Source organism: Delftia sp. SD018 (assembly GCF_017355445.1).
Lineage (GTDB): Bacteria > Pseudomonadota > Gammaproteobacteria > Burkholderiales > Burkholderiaceae_C > Comamonas > Comamonas acidovorans.
Map to the genome: position 1 here is coordinate 95,960 of NZ_JADDRN010000014.1, position 22,272 is coordinate 118,231.

Here is a 22,272-nt window from a genome sequence, read left to right on the forward strand (position 1 = left end):
CGATGTTCAGCCACGTCCCGCCCTACCCCGGAGATCCCATCCTGTCGCTGATGGAAGCCTTTCAGCAGGACCCGCGCGCCGACAAGGTCAGCCTGAGCATCGGCCTGTATTTCGACGAGGCCGGCCGCCTGCCCGTGCTGGACTCCGTGCGGCAGGCTGGCGATGTCCTGGCCCGCGAGCAAAGCCCCAGCGGCTACCTGCCCATCGAAGGCATTGCTCCCTACCGCCAGCTGGTGCAGAACCTGGTGTTCGGCGCTGAGCACGAGGCCGTGCGCGCGCAGCGCATCGCCACCGTGCAGACCCTGGGCGGCTCGGGCGCGCTCAAGCTGGGTGCGGACTTCATCAAGCACTATTTCCCCGACGCCGAGGTCTGGCTCAGCGATCCCACCTGGGACAACCACCTGGCCATCTTCCAGGGCGCGGGCCTGCGCACCCACAGCTACCCCTACTACGACGCGGCCACGGGCAGCCTGCGCTTCGACGCCATGCTGCAGACACTGCGCGAACTGCCCTCGGGCAGCGTGGTGCTGCTGCATGCCAGCTGCCACAACCCCACGGGCGTGGACCTGTCGCGCGAGCAGTGGCAGCAACTGATCCCCGTGATCGTGGAGCGCGGCCTGATCCCCTTCGTGGACATGGCCTACCAGGGCTTTGGCGATGGGCTCGATGAAGACGCCTGGTCCGTGCGCGCCCTGGCCGATGCGGGCGCCCAGGCCTTTGTGGCCAATTCGTTTTCCAAGAACTTCTCGCTGTATGGCGAACGCGTGGGCGGCCTCAGCGTGGTCTGCAGCGACGCGGCCACGGCCGGCAATGTGCTGGGCCAGCTCAAGGCCACGGTGCGCAGCAACTATTCCTCGCCCCCCACCCGTGGCGCGCGCCTGGTGCAGCAGGTGCTGGCGTCGCCCGAACTGAGCGCCCAATGGGCGCAGGAGCTGGCGCAGATGCGCGGCCGCATCAAGGACATGCGCGCCCAGCTGCACAGCGCGCTGCATGAACGCTTTGGCGAGCGGCGCGACTTCGGCTTCCTGCTGACCCAGCGCGGCATGTTCAGCTACACCGGCATCAGCGAGCCCCAGGTCCACCGCCTGCGCGACGAGCACGGCGTATACCTGATCCGCTCGGGCCGCATGTGCATGTCTGGCCTGTCCGCCGCCAACGTGCAGTACGTGGCCGACGCCATTGCCACGGTGCTGGAGGCACCGCAATGAGCGGCTGCCCCGTCCAGGGAGGCCTGACCGAGCGCATCGTCGCCGAGGAAAGGGCGCAGCTGGATTTCAGCCAGTCCATGAGCTATGGCGACTACCTGCAACTGGACGCCATCCTGGGTGCACAGCAACTGCTGTCGCCCACGCATGACGAGCTGCTGTTCATCATCCAGCACCAGACCAGCGAGCTGTGGATGAAGCTCATGCTGCACGAGCTGGGCGCGGCCACGGCCGCCGTGGCGGCCGACCGCCATGCCGATGCCTTCAAGATGCTGGCCCGCGTGAGCCGCATCATGGAGCAGCTGGTCGGCGCCTGGTCCGTGCTGGCCACCATGACGCCTACCGAGTACACGGCCATGCGCCCGTATCTCGCCAGCTCCAGCGGCTTCCAGAGCTACCAGTACCGCTGCATCGAGTTCGCGCTGGGCAACAAGAATGCCGCCATGCTCCAGCCCCATGCCCACCGACCCGACCTGCTGGCCCGGGTGGATGCCGCATGGCGCGCACCTTCCCTGTACGACGAGGCCCTGCGCCTGCTGGCACGCCAGGGGCTGGCCATTCCTGCCGGGCACCTGGCGCGCGACTGGACCCAGCCCTACACGGCCAGCCCCGAGGTCGAGGCCGCCTGGGCCCAGGTCTACCGCGACCCGCAGTCGCACTGGGACCTGTACCAGCTCGGCGAAAAGCTGGCCGACATCGAGGACGCCTTCCGCCTGTGGCGCTTTCGCCATGTGACCACAGTGGAGCGCGTCATCGGCTTCAAGCGCGGCACGGGTGGGACCGGCGGCGTCAGCTATCTGCGCAAGATGCTGGACGTGGTGCTGTTCCCCGAAATCTGGTCCGTGAGAACGAAACTGTGACCCCTGAGCGGCTTTGCCGCTTCCCCCGCTCTCGCTGCGCGGGCGCGGGACGACACCATCGCTGCGGGACGGCCCTTGCTCGGCGTCCGCCGATGGGCCGCGCCAAGTTTCCGACGCAAGAACACCATGCCTTCGCATGTAGTCAAAACACAAGGAAATCCATGAAGCAAATCATCGACGTGGGACTGCCGCCGCTCAAGCAGCCCTTCTCCTGGGCCGTCAAGGCCAGCGGCCAGATGCTGTTCACGGCCCACGGCCCCGTGCGGCCCGACGGCAGCATCGACACCGGCCCCATCGAACAGCAGGCGCGCCTGACCTTCACCAACCTGCGCAATGCGCTGCAGGCCGCAGGCGGCACGCTGGCGCATGTGACCCAGGTGCTGATCTACATGACCGACGTGGCCGACATGCCGGCCATCGACGCCGTGTACCGCGAGTTCTTCGAGGCGCCCTACCCCAACCGCTCCAGCATGGGGATTTCGGCGCTGGTGGTACCGGGGATGAAGCTGGAGATCGTGGCCTACGCCATGCTCCCCTAGAGGATGTGACGGACATGCCGGCGCCCCGCAATTGCGTTCAATACAGGGGCGGCGTGCGGGACGAGACTGCGGGCCTTGTGCAGTCCTGCGTCCGCGCGAAATCTCATGTCCTCCTCGCTGCTCGCCATGGGCGTCTTCACCCTCGTCGGCGCCATCACGCCCGGCCCCGTCAATGTGCTGGCCCTGCGCCACGGCGCAGCCCGCTCACGCCTGGTCTCTGCCGCCTACGTGCTGGGCGCCAGCGCCAGCTATGCGGCCGTGGTCTGGGTCATGGGCCAGGGCGCACAGTGGCTGCTGCAGACGCTGCCGCAGCTGTCCACGGCCGCACAGTGGCTGTGCGCCGCCTATCTGCTGTGGCTGGCCTGGCGGCTGGCCAACACACCTGTGGGCCAGGCCGGTGCGCAGCAGCAGGCCGGATCGCAGCGCCCGCTGCAGGCCCTGCTGCAAGCGCTGTTGCAGGGAACGGCCGTGCAGACGCTCAACCCCAAGGCCTGGCTGGTGGCGCTGGCCGGCGTGGGCCTGTTCGTGCTGCCCCACGCGAATGCGCCGTGGGCGCTGCTGCAGTTTTGCGCCATCTCGCTGCTGGCCTGCCTGGTGGGGGTCGGTAGCTGGGCACTGCTGGGGCAGCTGCTTTCGGGCTGGCTGCGCACCGAACGCCGCCAGCGCCTGTTCCACCGCCTGCTGGCCCTGCTGCTGGTCGCCAGCGTGGCGGCCATGCTGGCATGATGGCTGGCCGCCATGACTTCAACCTCGCCCCACCGCTTCCACCGCCATCCGGCCGCCCCCTGGGCCGAGCTGCGCGACAGCGCGCGCTCACCGCATTGCTTTCGGCTGCACATGCATGCCGAGTACTCGATCGGCATCGTGGACGCGGGCCGTACCGTGTTCCACCATGCCCACGGACCGCAGCCTGTGGAGGCGGGCGGCGTGGTGCTGATCGAGCCCGGCGCCTGGCATGCCTGCAATCCCGACCCTGGAGCGCCGTGGTCCTACCGCATGCTGTTTGTCGATGCCGACTGGCTGCACGCGCGGCTGGGCGTGGCCGCGCTGCGCTTTCCCCGACGCACGCTCACGGATGCGGACATTGCCCGCCTGGTGGATGGCCTGTGCCGCCCCGTCGATGGCACGGCGGCCGCCGACCGCCTGGCCCTGGGCCTGGAGCACCTGCTGGACCGCTGTGCCCAGCCCGCAGCCGCACCCCTGCCCGGCGACGCGGCGGCCCTGGCCCCCGCACTGCAGCGCCTGCATGCGGGGCCCGATGCGGGCCTGACCGTGCAGTCCCTGGCCCAGGAATGCGGCATGAGCGCCACGCGCTTCATCCGCCGCTTCAAGGCGGCCACGGGCATGACGCCCGGCAGCTACCGCCTGAACCTGCGCATCAACGGCGCGCGCCGCCTGCTGGCCACGGGCGCGGCGCTGTCCGATGCGGCCTATGCCATGGGCTTTGCCGACCAGGCGCACCTGCAGCGCGCCTTCAAGGCACACCATGCGCTGACGCCGGGCTGCTACGCACGCGGAGCCTAGGCCGGTACCTGGCCCGGCCGCACCTGAGCCGGACCCTCCCATGGTTTTGCAGCGGCCAGCCCGGGGCCGGCGGTGAAAGCGCAGATACTTACGCCTTCCGCTTTCAGCCCCCACCTGCCGCGCACCATGGCCGCCTTCCAAGACATTCAGCAACGAGAAACCGGCCTGCGCCAGCAGCTGTCCGCCGCCCAGATGGTGATGATCGCCATTGGCGGCGCCATCGGCACCGGCCTGTTCATGGGCAGCGCCTTCGCCATCGGCTTCGCCGGCCCCAGCGTGCTGGTCAGCTATGCCATCGGCGCGCTGATCTCGCTGCTGCTCATGGGCTGCCTGGCCGAGATGACGGTGGCCCACCCGACCTCGGGCTCGTTCGGCGCCTATGCCGAGCACTACATCAGCCCGCTGGCCGGCTTCATGGTCCGCTATGCCTACTGGGCCGCCGTGGTGCTGGCCGTGGGCATGGAGGTGACGGCCATCGGCATCTACATGGGCTACTGGTTCCCGGACGTGCCGCGCTGGATCTGGGTGCTGGTGTTCTCGGGCGCGCTGGTGGCCGTCAACGCCAGCAGCGTCAAGGCCTTCGGCCAGGTGGAGTACGGCTTTTCCATGGTCAAGATCATCGCCATCGTGGCCTTCATCCTGAGCGGCGCCTGGGTGGTGTTCGGCTCGCAGCCCCAGGGCATCGGCTTTTTCAACTACACGGCCGATGGCGGCTTCTTCCCCAAGGGCCTGTGGGGCACCTGGGTGGCCGTGATCATCGCCATCTTCAGCTACCTGAGCCTGGAGGCCGTGGCCGTGGCGGCCGGCGAGGCCGAGGACCCCAAGCGCGCCATCACCCGGGCCTTTCGCACCACCATGGCGCGCCTGGTGATCTTCTACCTGGCCACGATCGCGCTGATGCTGGCCATCGTGCCCTGGCAGCAGGCCGGCACGGACAAGAGCCCCTTCGTGAAGGTGATGGAGATCATCGGCATCCCGGGCGCTGCCAGCATCATCAACTTCGTAGTGCTGGTGGCCGCGCTGTCGGCCATGAACAGCCAGCTGTATGTGACCTCGCGCATGATGTTCAGCCTGTCGCGCGGCGGCTATGCGCCCTCGGTGTTCGGGCGGTTGAACAGCCGGGGCGTGCCCGTGGCGGCAATTGCCATCTCCTGCCTGGGCATTGCCGTGGCCGTGGCCGTGAACCTGTGGAAGCCCGAGGGCTCGCTGCTGTGGATGATGTCCGTGTCCATGTTCGGCGCCATGTTCACCTGGTTCATGATCTTCGTGACCCATCTGTTCTTCCGCGCGCGCTGGTCGCGCGAGCATCCGGGCCAGCGCCTGCAGTTCCGCATGTGGGGCTTTCCGCTGTTCACGCTGGCCGGCGCCGCGCTGATGCTGGGCGTGATCGTCACCACCTATTTCACCGAGGTCTTCCACATGACGCTGCTCACGGGCCTGCCCTTCCTGGGCCTGCTGGCCCTGGTGTACGCGCTGTGGTACCGGCCCCGCGCACAAGCGCGCAAAAAGGACTGAAGCCATGACCCGCAGACTCTGGGACATCTCCCCGGCCGTGCAGGCCGCCAGCCCCGTCTTTCCCGGCGACACGGCCTACAGCCAGCAGTGGTGCGCCACCATCGGGCCGGGCTGCCCGGTCAATGTCAGCGCCATCACGCTGTCGCCCCATGTGGGAGCGCATGCCGATGCACCGCTGCACTATGACGCCGACGGGGCATCCATCGGCAACGTGGATCTCGACGCCTTCCTCGGCCCCTGCCGCGTGATCCACTCCATCGGCAAGGGGCCGCTGGTCGAATGGGAGCACATCGCCCACGCCGTGGAGCATCTTCCGGCACGCGTGCTGGTGCGCACCTACGAGCGCGCCCCCACCACCTGGGACCAGGAACTGGCAGCCTATGCACCGGCCACGGTCGAGCGGCTGGCCGACCTGGGCGTGAAGCTCATCGGCATTGACACGGCCAGCATCGACCCGGCCAGCAGCAAGAGCCTGGACAGCCACCAGGTGATCCGCCGGCGCGGCCTGCGCGTGCTGGAGAACCTGGTGCTGGACGAGGTGGCCGAGGGCGACTACGAGCTCATCGCCCTGCCGCTCAAGCTGGTCGAGGCCGATGCCTCGCCCGTGCGCGCCGTGCTGCGCGCCCTGGCCTGATCCCTGCCCGCATTGCGGCGCCGGCCCTGCCCGCGCCTTTCGCCTTTTCGATACCCAAGGAGACCCCGTGACGAGCCTGCAAGACTGCCTCACCCTCGATGCGCAAGACCCGCTGCGCGCCCTGCGCGACCAATTCATGCTGCCCGAAGGAGTGATCTACCTTGACGGCAATTCGCTGGGCGCCAGCCCCCGCGCCGCCGCCGCGCGCGTGGCCGAGGTGGTGCAGCAGGAATGGGCGCAGGGCCTGATCCGCTCGTGGAACGATGCCGGATGGATCAGCCTGCCCCAGCGACTGGGCGACCAGTTCGCCCCCTGGCTGGGCGTGGGCGCGGGTGAGCTGGTGTTCACCGACACGGCCTCCATCAACCTCTACAAGGTGCTGACAGCGGCGGCCCGCATCGCGCGCGAGGACGCGCCGCAGCGCAAGCGCCTGATCAGCGAGCGCAGCAACTTCCCCACCGACCTCTATATCGCCCAGTCGGTCTGCCAGGAATACGGCCTGGAGCTGGTGCTGCTCGAACCCGAGGAAATTGCCGGCGCGCTGACCGACGAGGTGGCCATCTGCATGCTCACCCATGTCAACTACCGCACGGGCGCCATGCACGACATGGCTGCCGTGACGGCTGCCGCGCAGGGCAAGGGCATTCTCTGCGTCTGGGACCTCTGCCACAGCGCGGGTGCCGTGCCTGTCGATCTCAAGGGCGCGAATGCCGACTTCGCCATTGGCTGCAGCTACAAGTACCTCAACGGCGGCCCGGGCGCGCCGGCCTTTGTCTGGGCCAACCCGCGCCTGATCAACCGCTTCTGGCAGCCGCTGTCGGGCTGGTTCGGCCATGCCGAGCCTTTCAAGTTCGTGCCGGACTACCACCCGGCCCAGGGCATACAGCGCTACCTGTGCGGCACCCAGCCCATGGTCAGCCTGAGCGTGCTGCAGTGCGGCCTGGACGTGTTCACGGCCGTGGAGCCGCTGGGCGGCATGGACGCGCTGCGCAACAAGTCGCTGGCGCTGACCGACCTGTTCATCGCCCTGGTCGAGGAACGCTGCCAGGGCCACGGCCTGGGCCTGGCCACGCCGCGCGAGCACGGCCGGCGCGGCTCCCAGGTCTGCCTGACGCGCGAGGAGGGACTGGGCGTGGATGGCAAGGACAGCGGCGCCTATGCCATCGTGCAGGCGCTGATCGCGCGCGGCGTGATCGGCGACTTCCGCAAAGGCGACGGCACGGGCCTGCACAAGGACATCCTGCGCTTCGGCTTCACGCCGCTGTACGTGGGATTCGAAGATGTCTGGCATGCCGTGGAGCACCTGCGCCAGGTGCTGGAATCGGGCGAATGGCGCAAGCCGGAGTTCAACCGCATCAATGCGGTGACCTGAAGCCTGGAGCCCGGCGCTCAGAACGCCGTGGACGACAGCGAGGCCCAGAGATGGGCCGCGACCAGGGCGCGCCAGGGTGCGAAGTCCCGCAGCCACAACTCGGTCTGCACCGCGTCCATGGCGTCCGTCTTCAGCAGCAGGGCCAGGGCCCGGCGCACGGCCACATCGCCGTGCAGCGGGCCGTCCAGGTGGCCATAGCCGCGCAGAAGCATGTAGTTCACGGTCCACGGGCCTATGCCCTTGAGGGCCAGCAGCCGCTCGCGGATCTCGGCCACCGGCAGTTCAGGCAGGGCCGCCCAGTCGTCCAGCGGCAATTCACCCGACTGCACGGCCTGCGCCAGCAGGCGCAGCGTGTGCGTCTTGCTCCGCGAAAAGCCAGCGGCGCGCAAATCCTCCTCACCGAGCTGCGCCAGCTGGGCGGCCTCCGGCATGCACCACAGCTGCTGCGGCGCGTCGGCATGGCCATCGTGCAGCGCCACCGGCTGGCCGGCTGCAGCGATCAGGCGGCGGCGCAGCGACACGGCTGCCGCCACGCTGATCTGCTGCCCGGTGACGGCCCAGCTCAGCGCCTCCCAGGGCGTGCAGGCCGCCGGCACATGCAGGCCACGCTGGCGCGCCAGCAGCGGCCCCAGCCGCGCATGGCGGCCAAAACGGCGCTCGAATTCGCCCACATCCTGGGACAGTCCGAACATGCGCCGCAGCATGGCGGCCAGCACATCGTCCATGCCGGCGATGGCGCCTGCATCGGCGGGCAGGCGCCATCGGGCCTGCACCACGGCCGCCTCTTCGCAATGCTGCGTCAGCTCCAGGGTGAGCAGCGTGGGAAGGCCTTTCCACATCAGGCCCTTGTGCATGCGGATGGTGTCGCCGTCCTGCAGATCGCATTCGGACAGGCGCTGGGCATCGCGCCGGTGAAAGCCCCAGAACTCGTTCATGCGGTAGCCGGCCGGCAGTGTCAGTTGCTGCTCTGCGCCATGGCTGTGGCCGCCACGCCGCCCGCTCATGCCTTGCCGGCCTGGCGCAGCGGGGCTCGGCCGCTCTCCCGCCCCGTCTCCCGGCCAGCGGCCTCCTGCGCCTGGCGCGCCTCGCGCAGCAGCAGGGCACGCTTGCGCTCCACGCCCCAGCGGTAGCCGGAGATGCTGCCATCGTTGCGCACCACGCGGTGGCAGGGCACGGCCACGGCAATCGGGTTGGCAGCGACGGCGCTGGCCACGGCGCGCGCGCCCGTGGGCATGCCCAGGCGCAGTGCCAGTTCCGAATAGCTCAGGGTCTGGCCGGCCGGAATGGCGCACAGCGCCTGCCACACGCGCTGCTGGAAGACCGTGCCCTGCACATCCAGCGGCAGCGCCAGGCCGCGGCGCGGCTGCTCGACCAGGGCCACGACCTGGGCCACGGTGTGCTCGAAGCCCGCATCGCCGCCCACCAGCTCGGCCAGCGGAAAGCGCTGCTGCAGGTCCTGCACCAGGGCCTCGGCGTCGTCGCCCAGCAGCACGCAGCACACGCCGCGCTCGGTACTGGCCACGAGGATGCTGCCCAGCGTGCATTCGGCCACGGCAAAGCGGATGGTCTGGCGCATGCCGCCGCGCCGGTAGTCGCCGGGCGCCATGCCCAGCATGGCGCCTGCGTCGCGATAGAAACTGCTGCTGGCCGCATAGCCGCTGGAGTAGGCCGCATCGGTGACCGAGTCGCTCTGGCCCGGCTGCAGCGCCGCGCGCAGGGCATGCGCGCGATGGGCCTTGGCATAGGCCTTGGGCGTGAGGCCCGTGGCCTGCTTGAACAATCGGTGCAGCTGCCAGGGGCTCAGGCCCGAGCGTTCGGCCAGCTGGCCCAGGGCGGGTGGGGGCTCCTCGGTCTCCAGCCAGCGGCAGCATCGGGCCACCAGGGCCGTGGGGTTGGCAGTGGCATCGCTGGCTTGATTCATGGCTTGGTTGGACACGGCATGTCTTTCTGGGTCATCGGATGCCCTACTCTACGCAGCCCGGAGCACCCGCGCATCCCGCTTCTTGCAACCCGCAGGATTTCAGCGCGGGATTCGGTTACGCTGCGCCCTGCATTTTCCGCGTCGAGACTTGCGAGACTCCCACATGACCACCGAACACTCCGGCTGCCCCATGAACAGCCCCGGCCGCACCGAATCCATCGTCAAAGAGGAGCGCGCCCAGTTGGACTTCAGCCAGTCCATGAGCTATGGCGATTACCTGCACCTGGACCAGATCCTCACGGCACAGCATCCGCTGTCGCCCGCGCATGACGAGATGCTGTTCATCATCCAGCACCAGACCAGCGAGCTGTGGATGAAGCTGATGCTGCATGAGGTCCGAGCCGCCACGGCCGCCATCGCAGGCGGCACGCGTGCCGACGCCTTCAAGATGCTGGCCCGCGTGAGCCGCATCATGGAGCAACTGGTCAGCGCCTGGACCGTGCTGTCCACCATGACCCCGCCCGAGTACACGGCCATGCGCCCCTACCTGGCCAACTCCAGCGGCTTCCAGAGCTACCAGTACCGCTGCATCGAGTTCTCCCTGGGCAACAAGAACGCCGCCATGCTCCAGCCCCATGCCCACCGGCCCGACCTGCTGGCCCAGGTGGAGGCGGCATGGCGCTCGCCCTCGCTCTACGACGTCTCCCTGCAGTTGCTGGCGCGCGAGGGCATCGACGTGCCCGCCGACCGGCTGGAGCGCGACTGGACCCAGCCCTACGAGGCCAGCGAGGGCGTCAAGCAGGCCTGGATCACCGTCTACCGCGATCCCCACAAGCACTGGGACCTGTACCAGCTTGGCGAAAAGCTGGCCGACATCGAGGACGCCTTCCGCCTGTGGCGCTTCCGCCACCTGACGACCGTGGAGCGCGTCATCGGCTTCAAGCGCGGCACGGGCGGCACCGGCGGCGTCAGCTATCTGCGCAAGATGCTGGACGTGGTGCTGTTCCCCGAAATCTGGGCGCTGCGCACCGAGCTGTAAGAACTGGCGGGCGCCACCGACGGCAGACCGCTGCGGTGGCGACAGCGCGCAGGCGCGCAAACGGGTAAGCTGCGGCGCCAGGAGAAATACCGTGTCCGCAGCGCCACAACAGCCCCCACACAACAACATACACACAGAGGCTTCGCAGACCTCCCCCGCAGCACCGCCGCCGCGCAGCCAACTGCTGTGGGCCATGCTGCTGTCCCTGCTCTCGGCCTTTGCGCTGAGCCAGGCCTTTCGCACCATCACCTCGGTCATGGCCACGGGTCTGCAGCAGGATTTCGGGCTCACGGCCCAGTCGCTGGGCGCCTTCGCCGGCCTGTTCGGCCTGTCCTTCGGCGTGGCCCAGTTGCTGATGGGCATCGGCATGGACCTCTACGGCCTGCGGCGCACGGTGCTGCTGTCGTTTCCGCTGGCGATTGCGGGATCGGCACTGTCCGCCGCCGCACCCAACTACGGCTGGCTGATGGTGGGCCAGTTGCTGATCGGCGTGGGCTGCTCGCCCGCCTTTCTGGCCTGCACCATGTTCATCTCGCGCCACTTTCCCATGGACCGCTTTGCCTTTCTGTCGGGCGTGGGCATGGGTGTCGGTGGACTGGGGCTGCTGTTCACAGGCACGCCACTGGCCTGGCTGGTCCAGCATTTCGGCTGGCGCTCGGGCTTTGCGCTGCTGGCCGTGATGTCGGCCCTGTCGTGGCTGCTGATCTGGTGGCGCGTGCACGAGCCCGCCCGCAGCGGAGCACAGACCGCCGCACGGGAAAGCTGGGGTGTGGCGGCACGCCGCATGGCCGAGCTGTTCACGCTGCCGCACACGCTGGGCATCGTCCTGCTGGCCATGGCCTGCTATGCATCGTTTCTGGCGCTGCGCGGCCTGTGGCTGGGGCCGCTGCTCATCCATCGCTATGGCTTTTCGCTGGTGGAAAGCGGCAATGTGGCGCTGGTCGTATCGATGATCTCGCTGTTCAGCCCCGCGATTTTCGGGCGCATGGACCCCGGCCCAGGACGGCGCCGGCGCTGGCTCACCAATTACTCGCTGCTCATGGGCAGCCTGTTCATGCTCATGGCCTTTTTGCACCATGGCTGGACCAATGTGGCGCTGATCTTCGCCATGGGCCTGCTGTCGGGCTATTCGGTGCTGCAGTACGCCGATGTGCGCGCTTCCTACCCCCCCGAGATGACCGGCCGCGCACTGTCGCTGTTCACCATGGCCATGTTCCTGGGCGTGGCCCTGGTGCAATGGTTCACGGGCTGGGTCGCCGCCTGGGCCGAGGCCTGGGGCGTGGAGCCCTACAAGGCCGTGATGATCTCGATTGCAGCCACGCTGGTGGGCGCGTCAACCGCGTTCCGTTTCCTGCCCTCCTCGCCGCTGCTGCGCCAGGCATCCGCCGCCTAGCGGTCGGAGTCTGTGCCTCTACAAGGCGTTGGCGGCCGAGCCATCGCCACGGTACAGCCAGGGCAGATCCATCAGCCGGGAGCCCAGCAGGCGCAGCGACAGGTCACGCCCCCAGCGCACGGGACCCGTGGCATGGAAGATGCGGCCGTTGCGCTGCGAGCGTGCCTGCACGCGCGCGTTGCGCTGCCAGCGGTTGAGCGCGTAGCGGCGCAGGCGCATGTTGACGTCGAGATCGTGCATGGACAGGGCGCGCTGCAGCTCGGCTGCATCTTCAATCGCCATGCCGGCGCCCTGGGCCAGATAGGGGCGCATGGGATGGGCCGCATCGCCCAGCAAGGCCACCACGCCGCGCGCCATCTGCGCGGCCGATTGCACGGGCGGGCGATCCCCCACCGGCCACAGCCGCCAGTCGCCACCGGCTGCAGGCACATGCTGGACCAGGTCCAGCAGCTGGGGGCAACTGCCCTGCAGCACCCGCACCAGATCGTCCAGATTGCCCGCATGGTCCCAGTTCGCCAGATCCTCGGGCGCCGGGCCCTGGATGATGATCACCAGGTTCTGCAGCTCGCCCCGGCGCACGGGGTACTGGATGGCATGCATGCGCGAGCCCAGCCAGGCCGTGACATCGGTGGCCCGCAGGCGCTTGGGCAACTGGGCCTGGTGCACCAGGGCGCGGTAGGCCAGGTGCCCGGTGACACGCGGCGGGCCGTCGCCCAGCAACTGCTGGCGCAGAACGCTGCGCACGCCATCGGCGGCGACCAGGGCATCGCCTTCTATCAGCTTGCCGGCCCGGGTTCGCACGGTGACCACGCCGTCGGTCTCGGAAAAGCTCTCGATGGGCTGGCCCAGGTTCAGGTGCATGCCCGGATAAGTCTGAGCGGCTTCCCGCAGCAATTGCTGCAGATCGGCCCGGTGGATGGTGGCGTAGGCCGCGCCATAGCGTTGCACGGACTCGCTGCCCAAGGGCATATGCGCCAATTCCTGCCCGGTGACTGCGCTGCGCACGCGCAGGCTGCCCGGCAATGCCACCACCTGCTGCAGCGGTTTTTGCAGGCCCCAGGCCTGAAGCCGCCGCACGACATTCGGACCAATCTGGATTCCGGCGCCCACTTCACTGAGCGCGGGCGCCTGCTCGAAAAGACGCACTTCCCAACCCGCCCGCGACGCACCGATGGCGGCGGCCAGGCCACCAATGCCGCCGCCGGCAATCAACACCTGCTTGTTCATGTGCGTATTGTGCCCCTGCCGCCACCCATGGCGGCCGGGGCCTGATTATTCAAGTCGGACACCGCTGAAGAAAATCAAAGAATGCTCGGAATCTTCTGAAACATGCGCGCATCCCCCAGGCATTGAGGCGCATCAAGATCCCAAAAACGGGCATCTCGCCACGCACCAGACTGCCATAAAGGACATCGCCCCGCCATCACCTGTGCGGCGCGGCCAAAAATCGGCCTTTGCATCGCCGCTCTGGAAATGTCCATACACGGATCCACACTTTACGCCGCGGATGATAGAGATTCTCAACTGAGACAATGTTTTGACAAATGGCCGTGACAATGAAAAAAGCCCGCACTGGGCGGGCTCTTTCATGCGCGACGGGAAAATCAGATGACAAACTTCTCACGGTCCTGATTCTGAATCCACTTTGGCGGCTTGCCACGTCCGGTCCAGGTTTGGCCGGTTGCGGGATCGCGGTACTTGGGAGCCACTTTGGCGCCGGTTGTGCCAGCGGTACGACCACGAGCTGCAGGAAACACGTCATCGGCAGTCAGACCATATTCGGCAATCAAGTTGCGAACCTGTCCCACGGCGTCGGCAAGCTCGCGCTTGCGTGCTTCCTGGATCTGTTGCTCCAGTTCCTGTCGCTGCTTCAGCAGTTCCTTGTAAGAGCTCATGGTATGCGCCTTGAAAGTAGTTTAAGAGCTTTCATTATAAAAACATAATCAGCCCATGGCGCAAGACGCATGTAAGCAAAACCCACAATATCGCTGCTGCCTATTGCGAAGAGTAGTTCTCGGATAAATCCGATATGGCCAGCACCTTGTCAATGCGTTTGCCATCGAGATCGATGACCTCGAAGATCCAGCCCGCACAGCTGACCCGTTCCCCCAGAATGGGCAAATGACCGCTTTCTGCCATGAGAAGGCCCGCCACGGTGTTGTATCGGCCGCGGTGCTCATCGGGAAGATCACGAATATCGAGGCGCGCCTTCAGCTCAGATATGGGCATCAGACCGTCCAATAGCCAGGAGCCATCCTCGCGCTGCATGGCCCAGGCTTCTGCCTCGGTCACAGGCTGTAACTCGCCGGTAATCGCCTCGAGCAAATCCCGGGGAGTCATGATGCCCTGCACCACGCCATATTCGTCCACCACAAACACCATGCGCCCGGACCGGGCACGCAATTGCTCCAGCAGCTCCATGGCGCTGAGCGTCTCGGGCAGGAAAGAAGCCGGCAGCACATGTTCGTACAGCGTTGTGCCGGCGGCATCCGAGCCCAATGCCAGCAGGCGCGCCACGCTGATGATGCCGACCACGTCATCCAGCGAATTGCGGCACACCGGGTACCAGGAATGCCCGCCCTTCGAGTGGTCGTCGGCCGAGGCCTGCAATGCCTCGGTGACGGTCATGTCGGCATCCAGCCATTGCACGTCGCCGCGCGGGACCATGATCGACGTCAGTGAGCGGTCATCGAGGTGAAAGACGTTTTGCACCATCTGGTGCTCGTTGGCCTCGATCACTCCGGCATCCCGCCCTTCGGCGAGGCTTGCCACGATTTCCTCTTCGGTCACGGCGCGCGCTGCGGATTCATTGATGCGCAGCAGAGTCAGCATGGCGCGGGTGGAAAAGGCCAGCAGCCGCACAAAGGGCTTTGCAGCCGACGCCACCCAGGTCATGGGCCGGGAAACCACCGTGGCCACGGTTTCGGGATAAAGCTGGCCTATGCGCTTTGGCACCAGCTCGCCGAAGACGATGGTGACGAAGGTGATCACGGTCACGACGAGCGCCGTGGCAGAAATGCTGGCCGCGCGTTCCGGAATTCCCAGGCCCAGCAGCCATGCGGCCAGCCCGTCACTGAAGGCCGCCTCGCCCAAAATGCCGTTGAGCAGGCCGATGGAGGTGATGCCCACCTGCACCGAAGAAAGAAATTGCGTGGGGTTTTCGAGCAAGGCCAGTGCTGCCACCGCACCCTTGTCGCCTGTTTCAGCCAGTGCCACCAACCGAGCCTTGCGGCTGGAGGCCAGTGCCAATTCGGACATTGCAAACACCCCATTGAGCAGCGTAAGCAACGCGATCAGCAGAAAATCCATGGTTCGTATATCAGAAAGAAGACCATGGCACTTTACTGTATCGGCGATATCCAGGGATGCCACGACGCCTTTGAGCGCCTGCTGCACCGCGTGGACTTCTCCGCCAGCCGCGATACCTTGTACATCCTGGGTGACCTTGTGAACCGCGGTCCGGAATCGGACAAGGTGCTGCGCACCTGCATGGCCGCCGGCGATTCCATGCGCGCCCTGCTGGGCAACCATGACCTGCACCTGCTGGCCGCCGCCCAGGGCGTGCGCCGCAGCAGCCGGCGCGACACGCTGGCCCGGGTGCTGGATGCGCCCGATCGCAATCAGTTGCTGGACTGGCTGCGCCACCAGCCGCTGGCGCGCAGCCACCGCATGGCGCATGGCGAGGAACTGCTGATGGTCCATGCCGGCGTGCTGCCGCAGTGGAGCAGCCAGGACGTGATGGCGCTGGCGGGCGAGGTGCATGCGGTACTGCGCAGCAAGCAGTTGCCCGATTTTCTGCAGGCCATGTACGGCAACCAGCCCGATCGCTGGTCACCCGACCTGCAGGGTTGGGAGCGCCTGCGGGTCATCGTCAACGCCTTGACCCGGCTGCGCTTTTGCACCGCACAGGGTGTCATGGATTTCGACAGCACCGAGTCGGCCGAGCAGGCGGCACCCGGCCTCATGCCCTGGTTCGATGTGCCGGGCCGCGCCACGGCGAGCGCAACGATTGCGTTTGGCCACTGGTCCACGCTGGGCCACATCAACCGGCCCGACCTGGTGGCGCTGGACACCGGCTGCGTCTGGGGCGGCTGCCTGAGCATGATGCGTTTCGGCGATCACCTGGCGGACCGGGAACTGATCCAGGTGGACTGCCCGCAGGCTCAGGCCCCGGGCTGACCTGGACGACTCCGATGGGCGAGCGCCCATGAAAAAACGCCTGCAAGGCAGGCGTTTTTCGTGAGGCAGGCGGCTTGCGCGGCGCTCAGACCTCGGAAGTGGCGACGGGTGCCACAGGCGGGACCGGCGCGACAGGTGCAACAGGCGCCTTGAACAGCGCGGCCAGCTTGCGCTTGGGCTTGATGCCGCTGCCCGCCTTGGGCGCGGCAGCACCCTGGCTGTCCCAGCTCGCATCGACGCTGGCGGATGCCTCGTAGGGCTTGTCGAAGAACGGGTCCGAGTGCGCCGGGCGCTGGGCCATGCGCGAGCCGCGATGGCCAAAACCGGAACTGCCCCGCGACGCATCACCGCCGCGATCGCCACGCTCGGCGCCGCGATCCCGTTCACGGCCGTAGCCGCCGCTGCTTTGGCGCGGCAGCTCGTCAAAACGGTGACCACGCGGTGCGCTGCCACGGAAATCTTCCATGGGGCAGGCCTCGACGTTGATCTTCTTCTTGATGAGCTTCTCGATCTCGCCCACCAGGCGCGCATCGTGGTTGGTCACCAGGGTCACGGCAATGCCGGAGGCGCCTGCGCGGCCCGTGCGGCCGATGCGGTGCACATAGTCTTCGGCGTTGAAGGGCACGTCGTAGTTGAAGACGGCCGGCACGTCCTTGATGTCCAGGCCACGGGCCGCGACATCGGTACACACCAGCAGATCCACCTCGCCGCGCTTGAAGGCTTCAAGCGCCTTCAGGCGCTCGTCCTGGCTCTTGTCGCCGTGCAGCGCCGTTGCGCGCAGGCCATCACGCTCCAGGGCACGCGTCAGGCGCGCACAGCCCAGCTTGCTGTTGGAGAAGACGAAGGCCTGGCGGATGTCGCGCTGCTTGAGCAGGGAGCGCAGCGCATAGCGCTTGTCGTCGTCGCTGACGCTGTAGAAGCGCTGCTCCACGGTGGACGCCGTCTCGTTGGGGCGGGCCACTTCGATGGTGACGGGGTCCTGCAGGTAGCTGCTGGCCAGGCGCTTGATCTCGGGCGAGAAGGTGGCGCTGAACAGCAAGGTCGTGCGTGTCTTGGGCAGGTGGGACAGGATGCGCTGCAGATCGGGCAAAAAGCCGATGTCCAGCATGCGGTCTGCCTCGTCAAGCACCACGTACTCGACCTGGTTGAGCACGGCGTTCTTGGCTTCGATGTGGTCAAGCAGACGGCCCGGCGTGGCCACCAGCACCTCGACGCCCTTCTTGAGCTCCAGCGTCTGCGGCTTCATGTCCATGCCGCCGAACACCACGGTGCTGCGCAGCTTGGTGTACTTCGCATACTGGGCGATCTGCTGGGCCACCTGGTCCGCCAGTTCGCGTGTGGGCAAAAGCACCAACGCCCGCACGGGGTGGCGTGCAGGCGAAGCGGAGGTATTTTCGTGGCGCATCAGCCGCTGCAGCAACGGCAGCGAGAACGCCGCCGTCTTGCCTGTGCCGGTCTGGGCGGCGCCCATGACATCCTTGCCGGTCAGAACGACCGGAATGGCCTGTGCCTGGATGGGCGTCATGGACTCGTAGCCCATGTCGGCCACGGCGCGCGCCAGGGACTCAGCCAGCTGGAGATTGGAGAAAGAGCTTGTCATTGAGAGCGCTATTGTCGCACCTAGCGCGATTTGTGCGTTGCAATAACGCCAATTGGCACCTGGACAAGCATGGCGTTGTGTGAGCGCAACCCGCAAAAACCCGGTATGAGGGCCCGCAATGCGGGCATTTTTTCATCGCCGGGCAGCCTCCAGATGAAAAAGCGGCCCCTCGCAGGGGCCGGCGAAGCTTGCGCAGCAACACGAGCGTGGGGGTACTTCTCAGAGGGAAGCAGCCGAAAAAGTGTCGCAGGACTTGACGCTGCCGGTACGCAGGCCGGTGCTGAACCAGCGCTGGCGCTGGGCGCTGGTGCCATGCGTGAAGCTGTCCGGCACCACGGCGCCGCCGCCTGCGCGCTGCAGGGCGTCGTCGCCGATCTTGGATGCCGCATTCATGGCCGACTCCACATCGCCCTGCTCCAGGATCTGGCGGGCGCTTTGCGCGCGGTTCGCCCAGACGCCGGCCAGGCAATCGGCCTGCAGCTCCAGCTTGACCGACAGATGGTTGTATTCGACCTTGCTGACGCGGCCACGGGCGCGGTCCACCTGGGCGCTGATGCCCAGCAGGTTCTGCACGTGATGGCCCACCTCGTGGGCAATCACATAGGCCTGGGCGAAATCGCCGGGCGCGCCCAGCTGGTTCTTGAGCGTTTCGTAGAAGCCCAGGTCGATATACACCTTCTGGTCGGCAGGGCAGTAGAAGGGCCCCATGGCCGACTGCCCCGTGCCGCAGGCCGTAGGCGTTGCGCCACGGAACAGCACGAGCTTGGGATCGGTATATTGGGCGCCGCCCTGGCGGAACACATCGCGCCAGACATCTTCGGTATCGGCCAGCACGGTGGAGACAAAGCGGGCGAGCTTGTCATCGGCCGGCGGCTTGTGGGCCGGGCCCTGAGGCTGCTGCACCTGCACCGGCGAGCCGCCGCTGAGCGCACCCAGGATGGTCAGCGGGTTGATGCCCAGCACCCAGCCGCCGACCAGGGCGATGACGATGGTGCCAATGCCTATGCTGCGTCCGCCGAAGACGGGGCCGCCGCCACCGCCACCCTCGTCACGGCGGTCTTCCACATTGTCCGACTCGCGGTTGCCATCCCATCTCATGGTGTTCACTCCTGGATCTGTGCTGCAGCCTGCAGCATCGGGCGGCGATATTACGTCGGAACCTGCGGGACTGCAGCGACCGCAGCTGTGGCAATGATACGGCGTGTATCAGCGCACGGGCTGCACCGCCATGGGGGCGGCGGCCGGTGGCGCCTGGCTGCGCAGGACCTGCTCGCGGGCCACCAGCACCATGGCGGCCAGCAGCGCGGCGACGATGCCCAGGCCGATGACGACCGCCAGGCCCAGCCCCCATCCGCCGCGCCTGCGCCGCTCGCGTGCAGGCTCGCCGGGCCGGCGGGGCGCGGGAGCCTGCTCGCTGGGCGGCTGCTCGCGCTGCCACGGCTCGGGCGCGGGTCCGCGCCGCTGCTGCTCATAGCGCGGGGCCGATTCCTTGCGCGGAGCTTCGGGCCGCGCCGAACCGTCCCAGCGGGGCTCTTCGCGCGGATAAGAAGGCTTTTGTGACATAAGCGACATCGTAGTGCCTGCGCAGGCCCTCACGGGCCTGTGCGCAGCACTGGACACATCGTGAATTGGTCGATCCAAGCCTACTGTGTACAGTCGCGGCCATGAGCCATTCCAGCATGCCCTCCTCCACCGCCCTTGACGCCCAGGCCACGGCCGGGCTGTTGCCCTGGAACGAACTGGCCGAAGAGATCGCCGCCCTGCTGCTGCAGCCCCAGGCAGCGCAGGTGCCGGCGCGCATCGTGATGCCCCTGCCGGCCGGTGGCAGCCTGTTTTGCATGCCCGCCACCGACGGCCAGGTGGCCATGACCAAGCTGATCAGCTTCACGCCCGGCAACGCCGGCACGCCGCGCGCCACCATCCAGGGGGATGTGGTGGTCTTCGACGTGGCCACGGGCGAGCGCCGCCTGATCCTGGACGGCCCGACGGTCACGGCGCGGCGCACGGCCGCCGTATCGCTGCTGGCCGCGCAAAGGCTGGCGCCGAATCCGCAGGGTCCGTTGCTGATCGTGGGCGCCGGCGTGCAGGGCCTGGCCCATTTGCAGGCCTTTGCCGCAGGCCTGGGCGTGCGCGAGGTTCAGGTGGCATCGCGCAGCGCGCAGAGCGCCCAGGCGCTGGTCGACCAGGCCCGGGCCATGGGACTGCAGGCCACCGCCGTGCAGGATGTGGAGGCGGCGGCGCGCCACTGCCCGCTGATCGTGACCTGCACGCCCGCCCGGGGCGTGGTGCTGCGCGAGGCGCCGCGCAGCGATGCCTTCATCTCGGCCGTGGGCGCCTTCACGCCGCAGATGGTGGAGCTGGCACCCGGCCTGTGCCAGGGCTTGCTGCAGTCGGGCCGCGTGGTGGTCGATACCGGGGATGCGCTGCATGAGGCCGGTGACCTGCTGCAGGCCGGCATCGATGTCGCCGCCCTGCCCACGCTGGAGCAGGTGGTGCGCGAGCAATGGCCGCGCTCGGATTCGCCCGTGCTGTTCAAATGCTGCGGCTGGGGTGGCTGGGATCTTGCAGCCACCCGCCTGGCAATGCGCCGGGCCGCACTCCAGAACAGTTGAAAGCGGATTTCTGCGTTGAACGAGCTTTTCCCCCCGGATTCCCCCGCCCCGGCTTCCAGCACCGCGCCCAGTCGCTGGCAGCGCCTGGGCCTGCGCACGCAACTGGCCCTGGTCTTCGGCTCGCTGCTGGTGGGCGTGACGGTGCTGATGTCGCTGGCATTCGGCGAGCTGCTGCGCTGGCGCATGGAGCGCGAGGTCAGCGCCTCGCTGCATGCCATGGCCTCCAACGCCGCCCGGCAGCTGTCCGATGGCCTGTTCAGCCGCGCCCATACCGTGGAAGTGCTGGCCGCCTCGCCGGAGCTCTGGATCCAGGGGCTGGAGGCCCCGGGCGTGGGCGCACTGCTCAACCGCGCCCGTTCGCTGACGCCCACCAGCCTCTGGATCGGCGTGGCCGACGCCGAGGGCACGGTGCGCAGCGCGACCGACCAGGTGCTGGTGGGCCTCGATGTCAGCGACCGGCCCTGGTTCGAGCCGGGCCTGCAGCGCGTCCATGTGGGCGATGTGCGCGCCTCCTCGCCTGTGATGTCCGCCTTGCTGCCGCCTGCGGCCGACGGCGCGCCGCGCCGGTTCATGGACTTCGCGGCGCCCATTCGCGTGGGCGATCTCACCCAGGGCGTGCTGTGCATGCACAGCAGCTGGGAATGGGTGCGCGAAACCATGCAGACCCTGCAGCAGGCCGACAGCGCCGACCGGCAGATCGGCCTGTTCATCTTCGACCGGCGTGGACGGCTCATCCACGCGCCGGGCGACAGCCTGGAGCCGCTGCTGGCCCTGGACCAGCGCCTGCCGGTGGCCCATACCGTGTCTGCCGATACGGCCGATGCCACGCTGCAGCCCGTACAGGTGGCGCGCTGGCAGGACAGCCCGCAGAGCTTTCTGACGGCCACCGTGCCGCTGCAGGCCCACAACCGGGCAACGGCCATGGGCTGGCACATCGTGGCCCGGCAGCCGCATGACAGCGCCTACGCGCCCGCGCGCCAGGCCATGCACCAGGTGCTGGCCGGCGGCCTGGCAGCCGCGCTGGTGGCCGCCGTCATCGCCTGGCTGGTGGCGCGCAGGCTGAGCCAGGATCTCAAGCGCCTGGCCCGTGCCGCCAATGGCATCGACGGAAGCGGTGCGGCCTCCGACATCCCGCAGTTGCACAGCAGCCGCGAAGTGCATCGCCTTTCGCAGGCGCTGCGCGGCAGCATTGCCCAGTTGCGCTCGGCCAACGAGGCCATGGAGCGCCAGGTGCGCGAGCGCACGCTGCAGCTGCAGCAGGCCAATGCCGAACTGGAGCACCAGGCGCGCAGCGACCCGCTCACGGGCCTGCTCAACCGCCGGGGCTTCGACTTCCAGCTGGACTTCGCCATGGCGCTGGCGCGCCGCAGCGGCCGCCCCTTGAGCGTGCTCGTCATCGACGTGGACTACTTCAAGCGCATCAACGACCAGCACGGCCACGACATGGGCGACGCCGTGCTGCGCACCCTGGCGCGCGCCTTCCGCATGCGGCTGCGCGAGTCCGACGTGCTGGCCCGCATGGGGGGCGAGGAATTCCTGGCGCTGCTGCCCGACACCACGGCCGATGCCGCCGTGGTCATTGCCGAGCAACTGCGCGAACTGCTGGCCGCCACGCCCATGGCGCATGGCGAGCCCGTCACCGCCAGCGTGGGCGTGGCCACGCTGCGCGGCACCACGGACACGGCCACCGCCATGCTGCGCCGTGGCGACGAAGCGCTGTACGAGGCCAAGGGCGCGGGCCGCAACAACGTGCAGCTGCAGCGCTGAGGCGGCCCCGCGCCGCTTTTCCCGCCCTCGATTTCCTGACTGCCGCAAAACACCTGTGCGGCAAAAAACACCACACTAATACTCAAATTGAGCATATTATTCGCAGCCATCA

General features: G+C 67.8%; 22 protein-coding genes. 13 read left to right on the top strand and 9 right to left on the bottom strand.

Annotated features, from left to right (window positions below):
- Positions 1–2 precede the first annotated feature (2 nt).
- The 8 genes from INR38_RS15570 to kynU all read left to right on the top strand — a co-directional run bounded on the left by INR38_RS15570 (position 3) and on the right by kynU (position 7,649).
- Positions 3–1,208 (top strand): amino acid aminotransferase, encoded by a 1,206-nt coding sequence (locus INR38_RS15570; RefSeq protein ID WP_207442054.1) that lies wholly within the window; start codon positions 3–5, stop codon positions 1,206–1,208.
- A complete protein-coding gene (gene kynA, locus INR38_RS15575) occupies positions 1,205–2,065 on the top strand; it encodes a tryptophan 2,3-dioxygenase (RefSeq protein WP_207442011.1) in 861 nt (286 codons plus the stop codon). The genes INR38_RS15570 and kynA (INR38_RS15575) overlap by 4 nt, the downstream gene beginning before the upstream one ends.
- Before the next feature lie 161 nt (positions 2,066–2,226).
- Positions 2,227–2,604 (top strand): RidA family protein, encoded by a 378-nt coding sequence (locus INR38_RS15580; RefSeq protein WP_013803668.1) that lies wholly within the window; start codon positions 2,227–2,229, stop codon positions 2,602–2,604.
- Positions 2,605–2,709: 105 nt separating this feature from the next.
- The gene (locus tag INR38_RS15585; RefSeq protein ID WP_097203165.1) at positions 2,710–3,330 is read left to right on the top strand and encodes a LysE family translocator; all 621 of its coding nucleotides are present in this window, start codon (positions 2,710–2,712) and stop codon (positions 3,328–3,330) included.
- Positions 3,331–3,342: 12 nt separating this feature from the next.
- Entirely contained in the window at positions 3,343–4,128 is a 786-nt protein-coding gene (locus tag INR38_RS15590; protein WP_207442009.1) for an AraC family transcriptional regulator, read from the top strand.
- Between the two features lie 126 nt (positions 4,129–4,254).
- Positions 4,255–5,643 carry an amino acid permease gene (locus INR38_RS15595; RefSeq protein ID WP_207442008.1) on the top strand — a complete coding sequence of 463 codons (1,389 nt, stop codon included), beginning with the start codon at positions 4,255–4,257 and terminating at the stop codon, positions 5,641–5,643.
- A 4-nt stretch (positions 5,644–5,647) separates the two neighbouring features.
- Positions 5,648–6,277 (top strand): arylformamidase, encoded by a 630-nt coding sequence (gene kynB / locus INR38_RS15600; protein WP_013803672.1) that lies wholly within the window; start codon positions 5,648–5,650, stop codon positions 6,275–6,277.
- A 67-nt stretch (positions 6,278–6,344) separates the two neighbouring features.
- Positions 6,345–7,649, top strand: coding sequence for a kynureninase (gene kynU, locus INR38_RS15605; RefSeq protein ID WP_207442006.1), 1,305 nt, complete (start codon positions 6,345–6,347; stop codon positions 7,647–7,649).
- A 17-nt stretch (positions 7,650–7,666) separates the two neighbouring features.
- Here kynU and INR38_RS15610 read toward each other — a convergent pair whose 3' ends face one another.
- Both INR38_RS15610 and ada read right to left on the bottom strand, forming a co-directional pair.
- Entirely contained in the window at positions 7,667–8,653 is a 987-nt protein-coding gene (locus tag INR38_RS15610; RefSeq protein WP_207442004.1) for a DNA-3-methyladenine glycosylase 2 family protein, read from the bottom strand.
- Positions 8,650–9,570, bottom strand: a complete 921-nt coding sequence (gene ada, locus INR38_RS15615) for a bifunctional DNA-binding transcriptional regulator/O6-methylguanine-DNA methyltransferase Ada (protein ID WP_012204085.1) — start codon at positions 9,568–9,570, stop codon at positions 8,650–8,652. The genes INR38_RS15610 and ada overlap by 4 nt, the downstream gene beginning before the upstream one ends.
- 163 nt (positions 9,571–9,733) lie before the next feature.
- Here ada and kynA (INR38_RS15620) point away from each other — a divergent pair, with 163 nt between their 5' ends.
- A complete protein-coding gene (gene kynA, locus INR38_RS15620; RefSeq protein WP_034391164.1) occupies positions 9,734–10,609 on the top strand; it encodes a tryptophan 2,3-dioxygenase in 876 nt (291 codons plus the stop codon).
- A gap of 91 nt (positions 10,610–10,700) precedes the next feature.
- Positions 10,701–12,002 (top strand): MFS transporter, encoded by a 1,302-nt coding sequence (locus INR38_RS15625; protein WP_012204083.1) that lies wholly within the window; start codon positions 10,701–10,703, stop codon positions 12,000–12,002.
- Positions 12,003–12,020: 18 nt separating this feature from the next.
- On the opposite strand, the gene INR38_RS15630 is transcribed toward INR38_RS15625, so the two are convergent.
- From INR38_RS15630 to INR38_RS15645, 4 genes are all read right to left on the bottom strand, one after another.
- Positions 12,021–13,229 (bottom strand): FAD-dependent monooxygenase, encoded by a 1,209-nt coding sequence (locus INR38_RS15630; RefSeq protein WP_013803678.1) that lies wholly within the window; start codon positions 13,227–13,229, stop codon positions 12,021–12,023.
- A 74-nt stretch (positions 13,230–13,303) separates the two neighbouring features.
- Entirely contained in the window at positions 13,304–13,483 is a 180-nt protein-coding gene (locus tag INR38_RS15635) for a hypothetical protein (protein ID WP_148078923.1), read from the bottom strand.
- A 123-nt stretch (positions 13,484–13,606) separates the two neighbouring features.
- Positions 13,607–13,897, bottom strand: a complete 291-nt coding sequence (locus INR38_RS15640) for an H-NS histone family protein (protein ID WP_012204081.1) — start codon at positions 13,895–13,897, stop codon at positions 13,607–13,609.
- 100 nt (positions 13,898–13,997) lie between these two features.
- A complete protein-coding gene (locus INR38_RS15645) occupies positions 13,998–15,311 on the bottom strand; it encodes a hemolysin family protein (protein WP_012204080.1) in 1,314 nt (437 codons plus the stop codon).
- A gap of 24 nt (positions 15,312–15,335) precedes the next feature.
- Between INR38_RS15645 and INR38_RS15650 the strand changes: the two genes are divergently transcribed.
- Positions 15,336–16,181 (top strand): symmetrical bis(5'-nucleosyl)-tetraphosphatase, encoded by an 846-nt coding sequence (locus INR38_RS15650; RefSeq protein ID WP_207441995.1) that lies wholly within the window; start codon positions 15,336–15,338, stop codon positions 16,179–16,181.
- Between the two features lie 85 nt (positions 16,182–16,266).
- Here INR38_RS15650 and INR38_RS15655 read toward each other — a convergent pair whose 3' ends face one another.
- From INR38_RS15655 to INR38_RS15665, 3 genes are all read right to left on the bottom strand, one after another.
- The gene (locus INR38_RS15655; RefSeq protein WP_063326913.1) at positions 16,267–17,781 is read right to left on the bottom strand and encodes a DEAD/DEAH box helicase; all 1,515 of its coding nucleotides are present in this window, start codon (positions 17,779–17,781) and stop codon (positions 16,267–16,269) included.
- Positions 17,782–18,000: 219 nt separating this feature from the next.
- Positions 18,001–18,879: a neutral zinc metallopeptidase gene (locus INR38_RS15660; RefSeq protein WP_012204077.1), complete on the bottom strand. Its 879-nt coding sequence runs from the start codon at positions 18,877–18,879 to the stop codon at positions 18,001–18,003.
- 108 nt (positions 18,880–18,987) lie between these two features.
- A complete protein-coding gene (locus tag INR38_RS15665; protein ID WP_242699083.1) occupies positions 18,988–19,344 on the bottom strand; it encodes a hypothetical protein in 357 nt (118 codons plus the stop codon).
- Positions 19,345–19,445: 101 nt separating this feature from the next.
- Here INR38_RS15665 and INR38_RS15670 point away from each other — a divergent pair, with 101 nt between their 5' ends.
- Both INR38_RS15670 and INR38_RS15675 read left to right on the top strand, forming a co-directional pair.
- On the top strand, positions 19,446–20,393 hold the full coding sequence (locus INR38_RS15670) for a delta(1)-pyrroline-2-carboxylate reductase family protein (RefSeq protein ID WP_207441993.1): 948 nt from the start codon (positions 19,446–19,448) through the stop codon (positions 20,391–20,393).
- Positions 20,394–20,408: 15 nt separating this feature from the next.
- Entirely contained in the window at positions 20,409–22,160 is a 1,752-nt protein-coding gene (locus INR38_RS15675) for a sensor domain-containing diguanylate cyclase (protein WP_063326915.1), read from the top strand.
- Positions 22,161–22,272 lie beyond the last annotated feature (112 nt).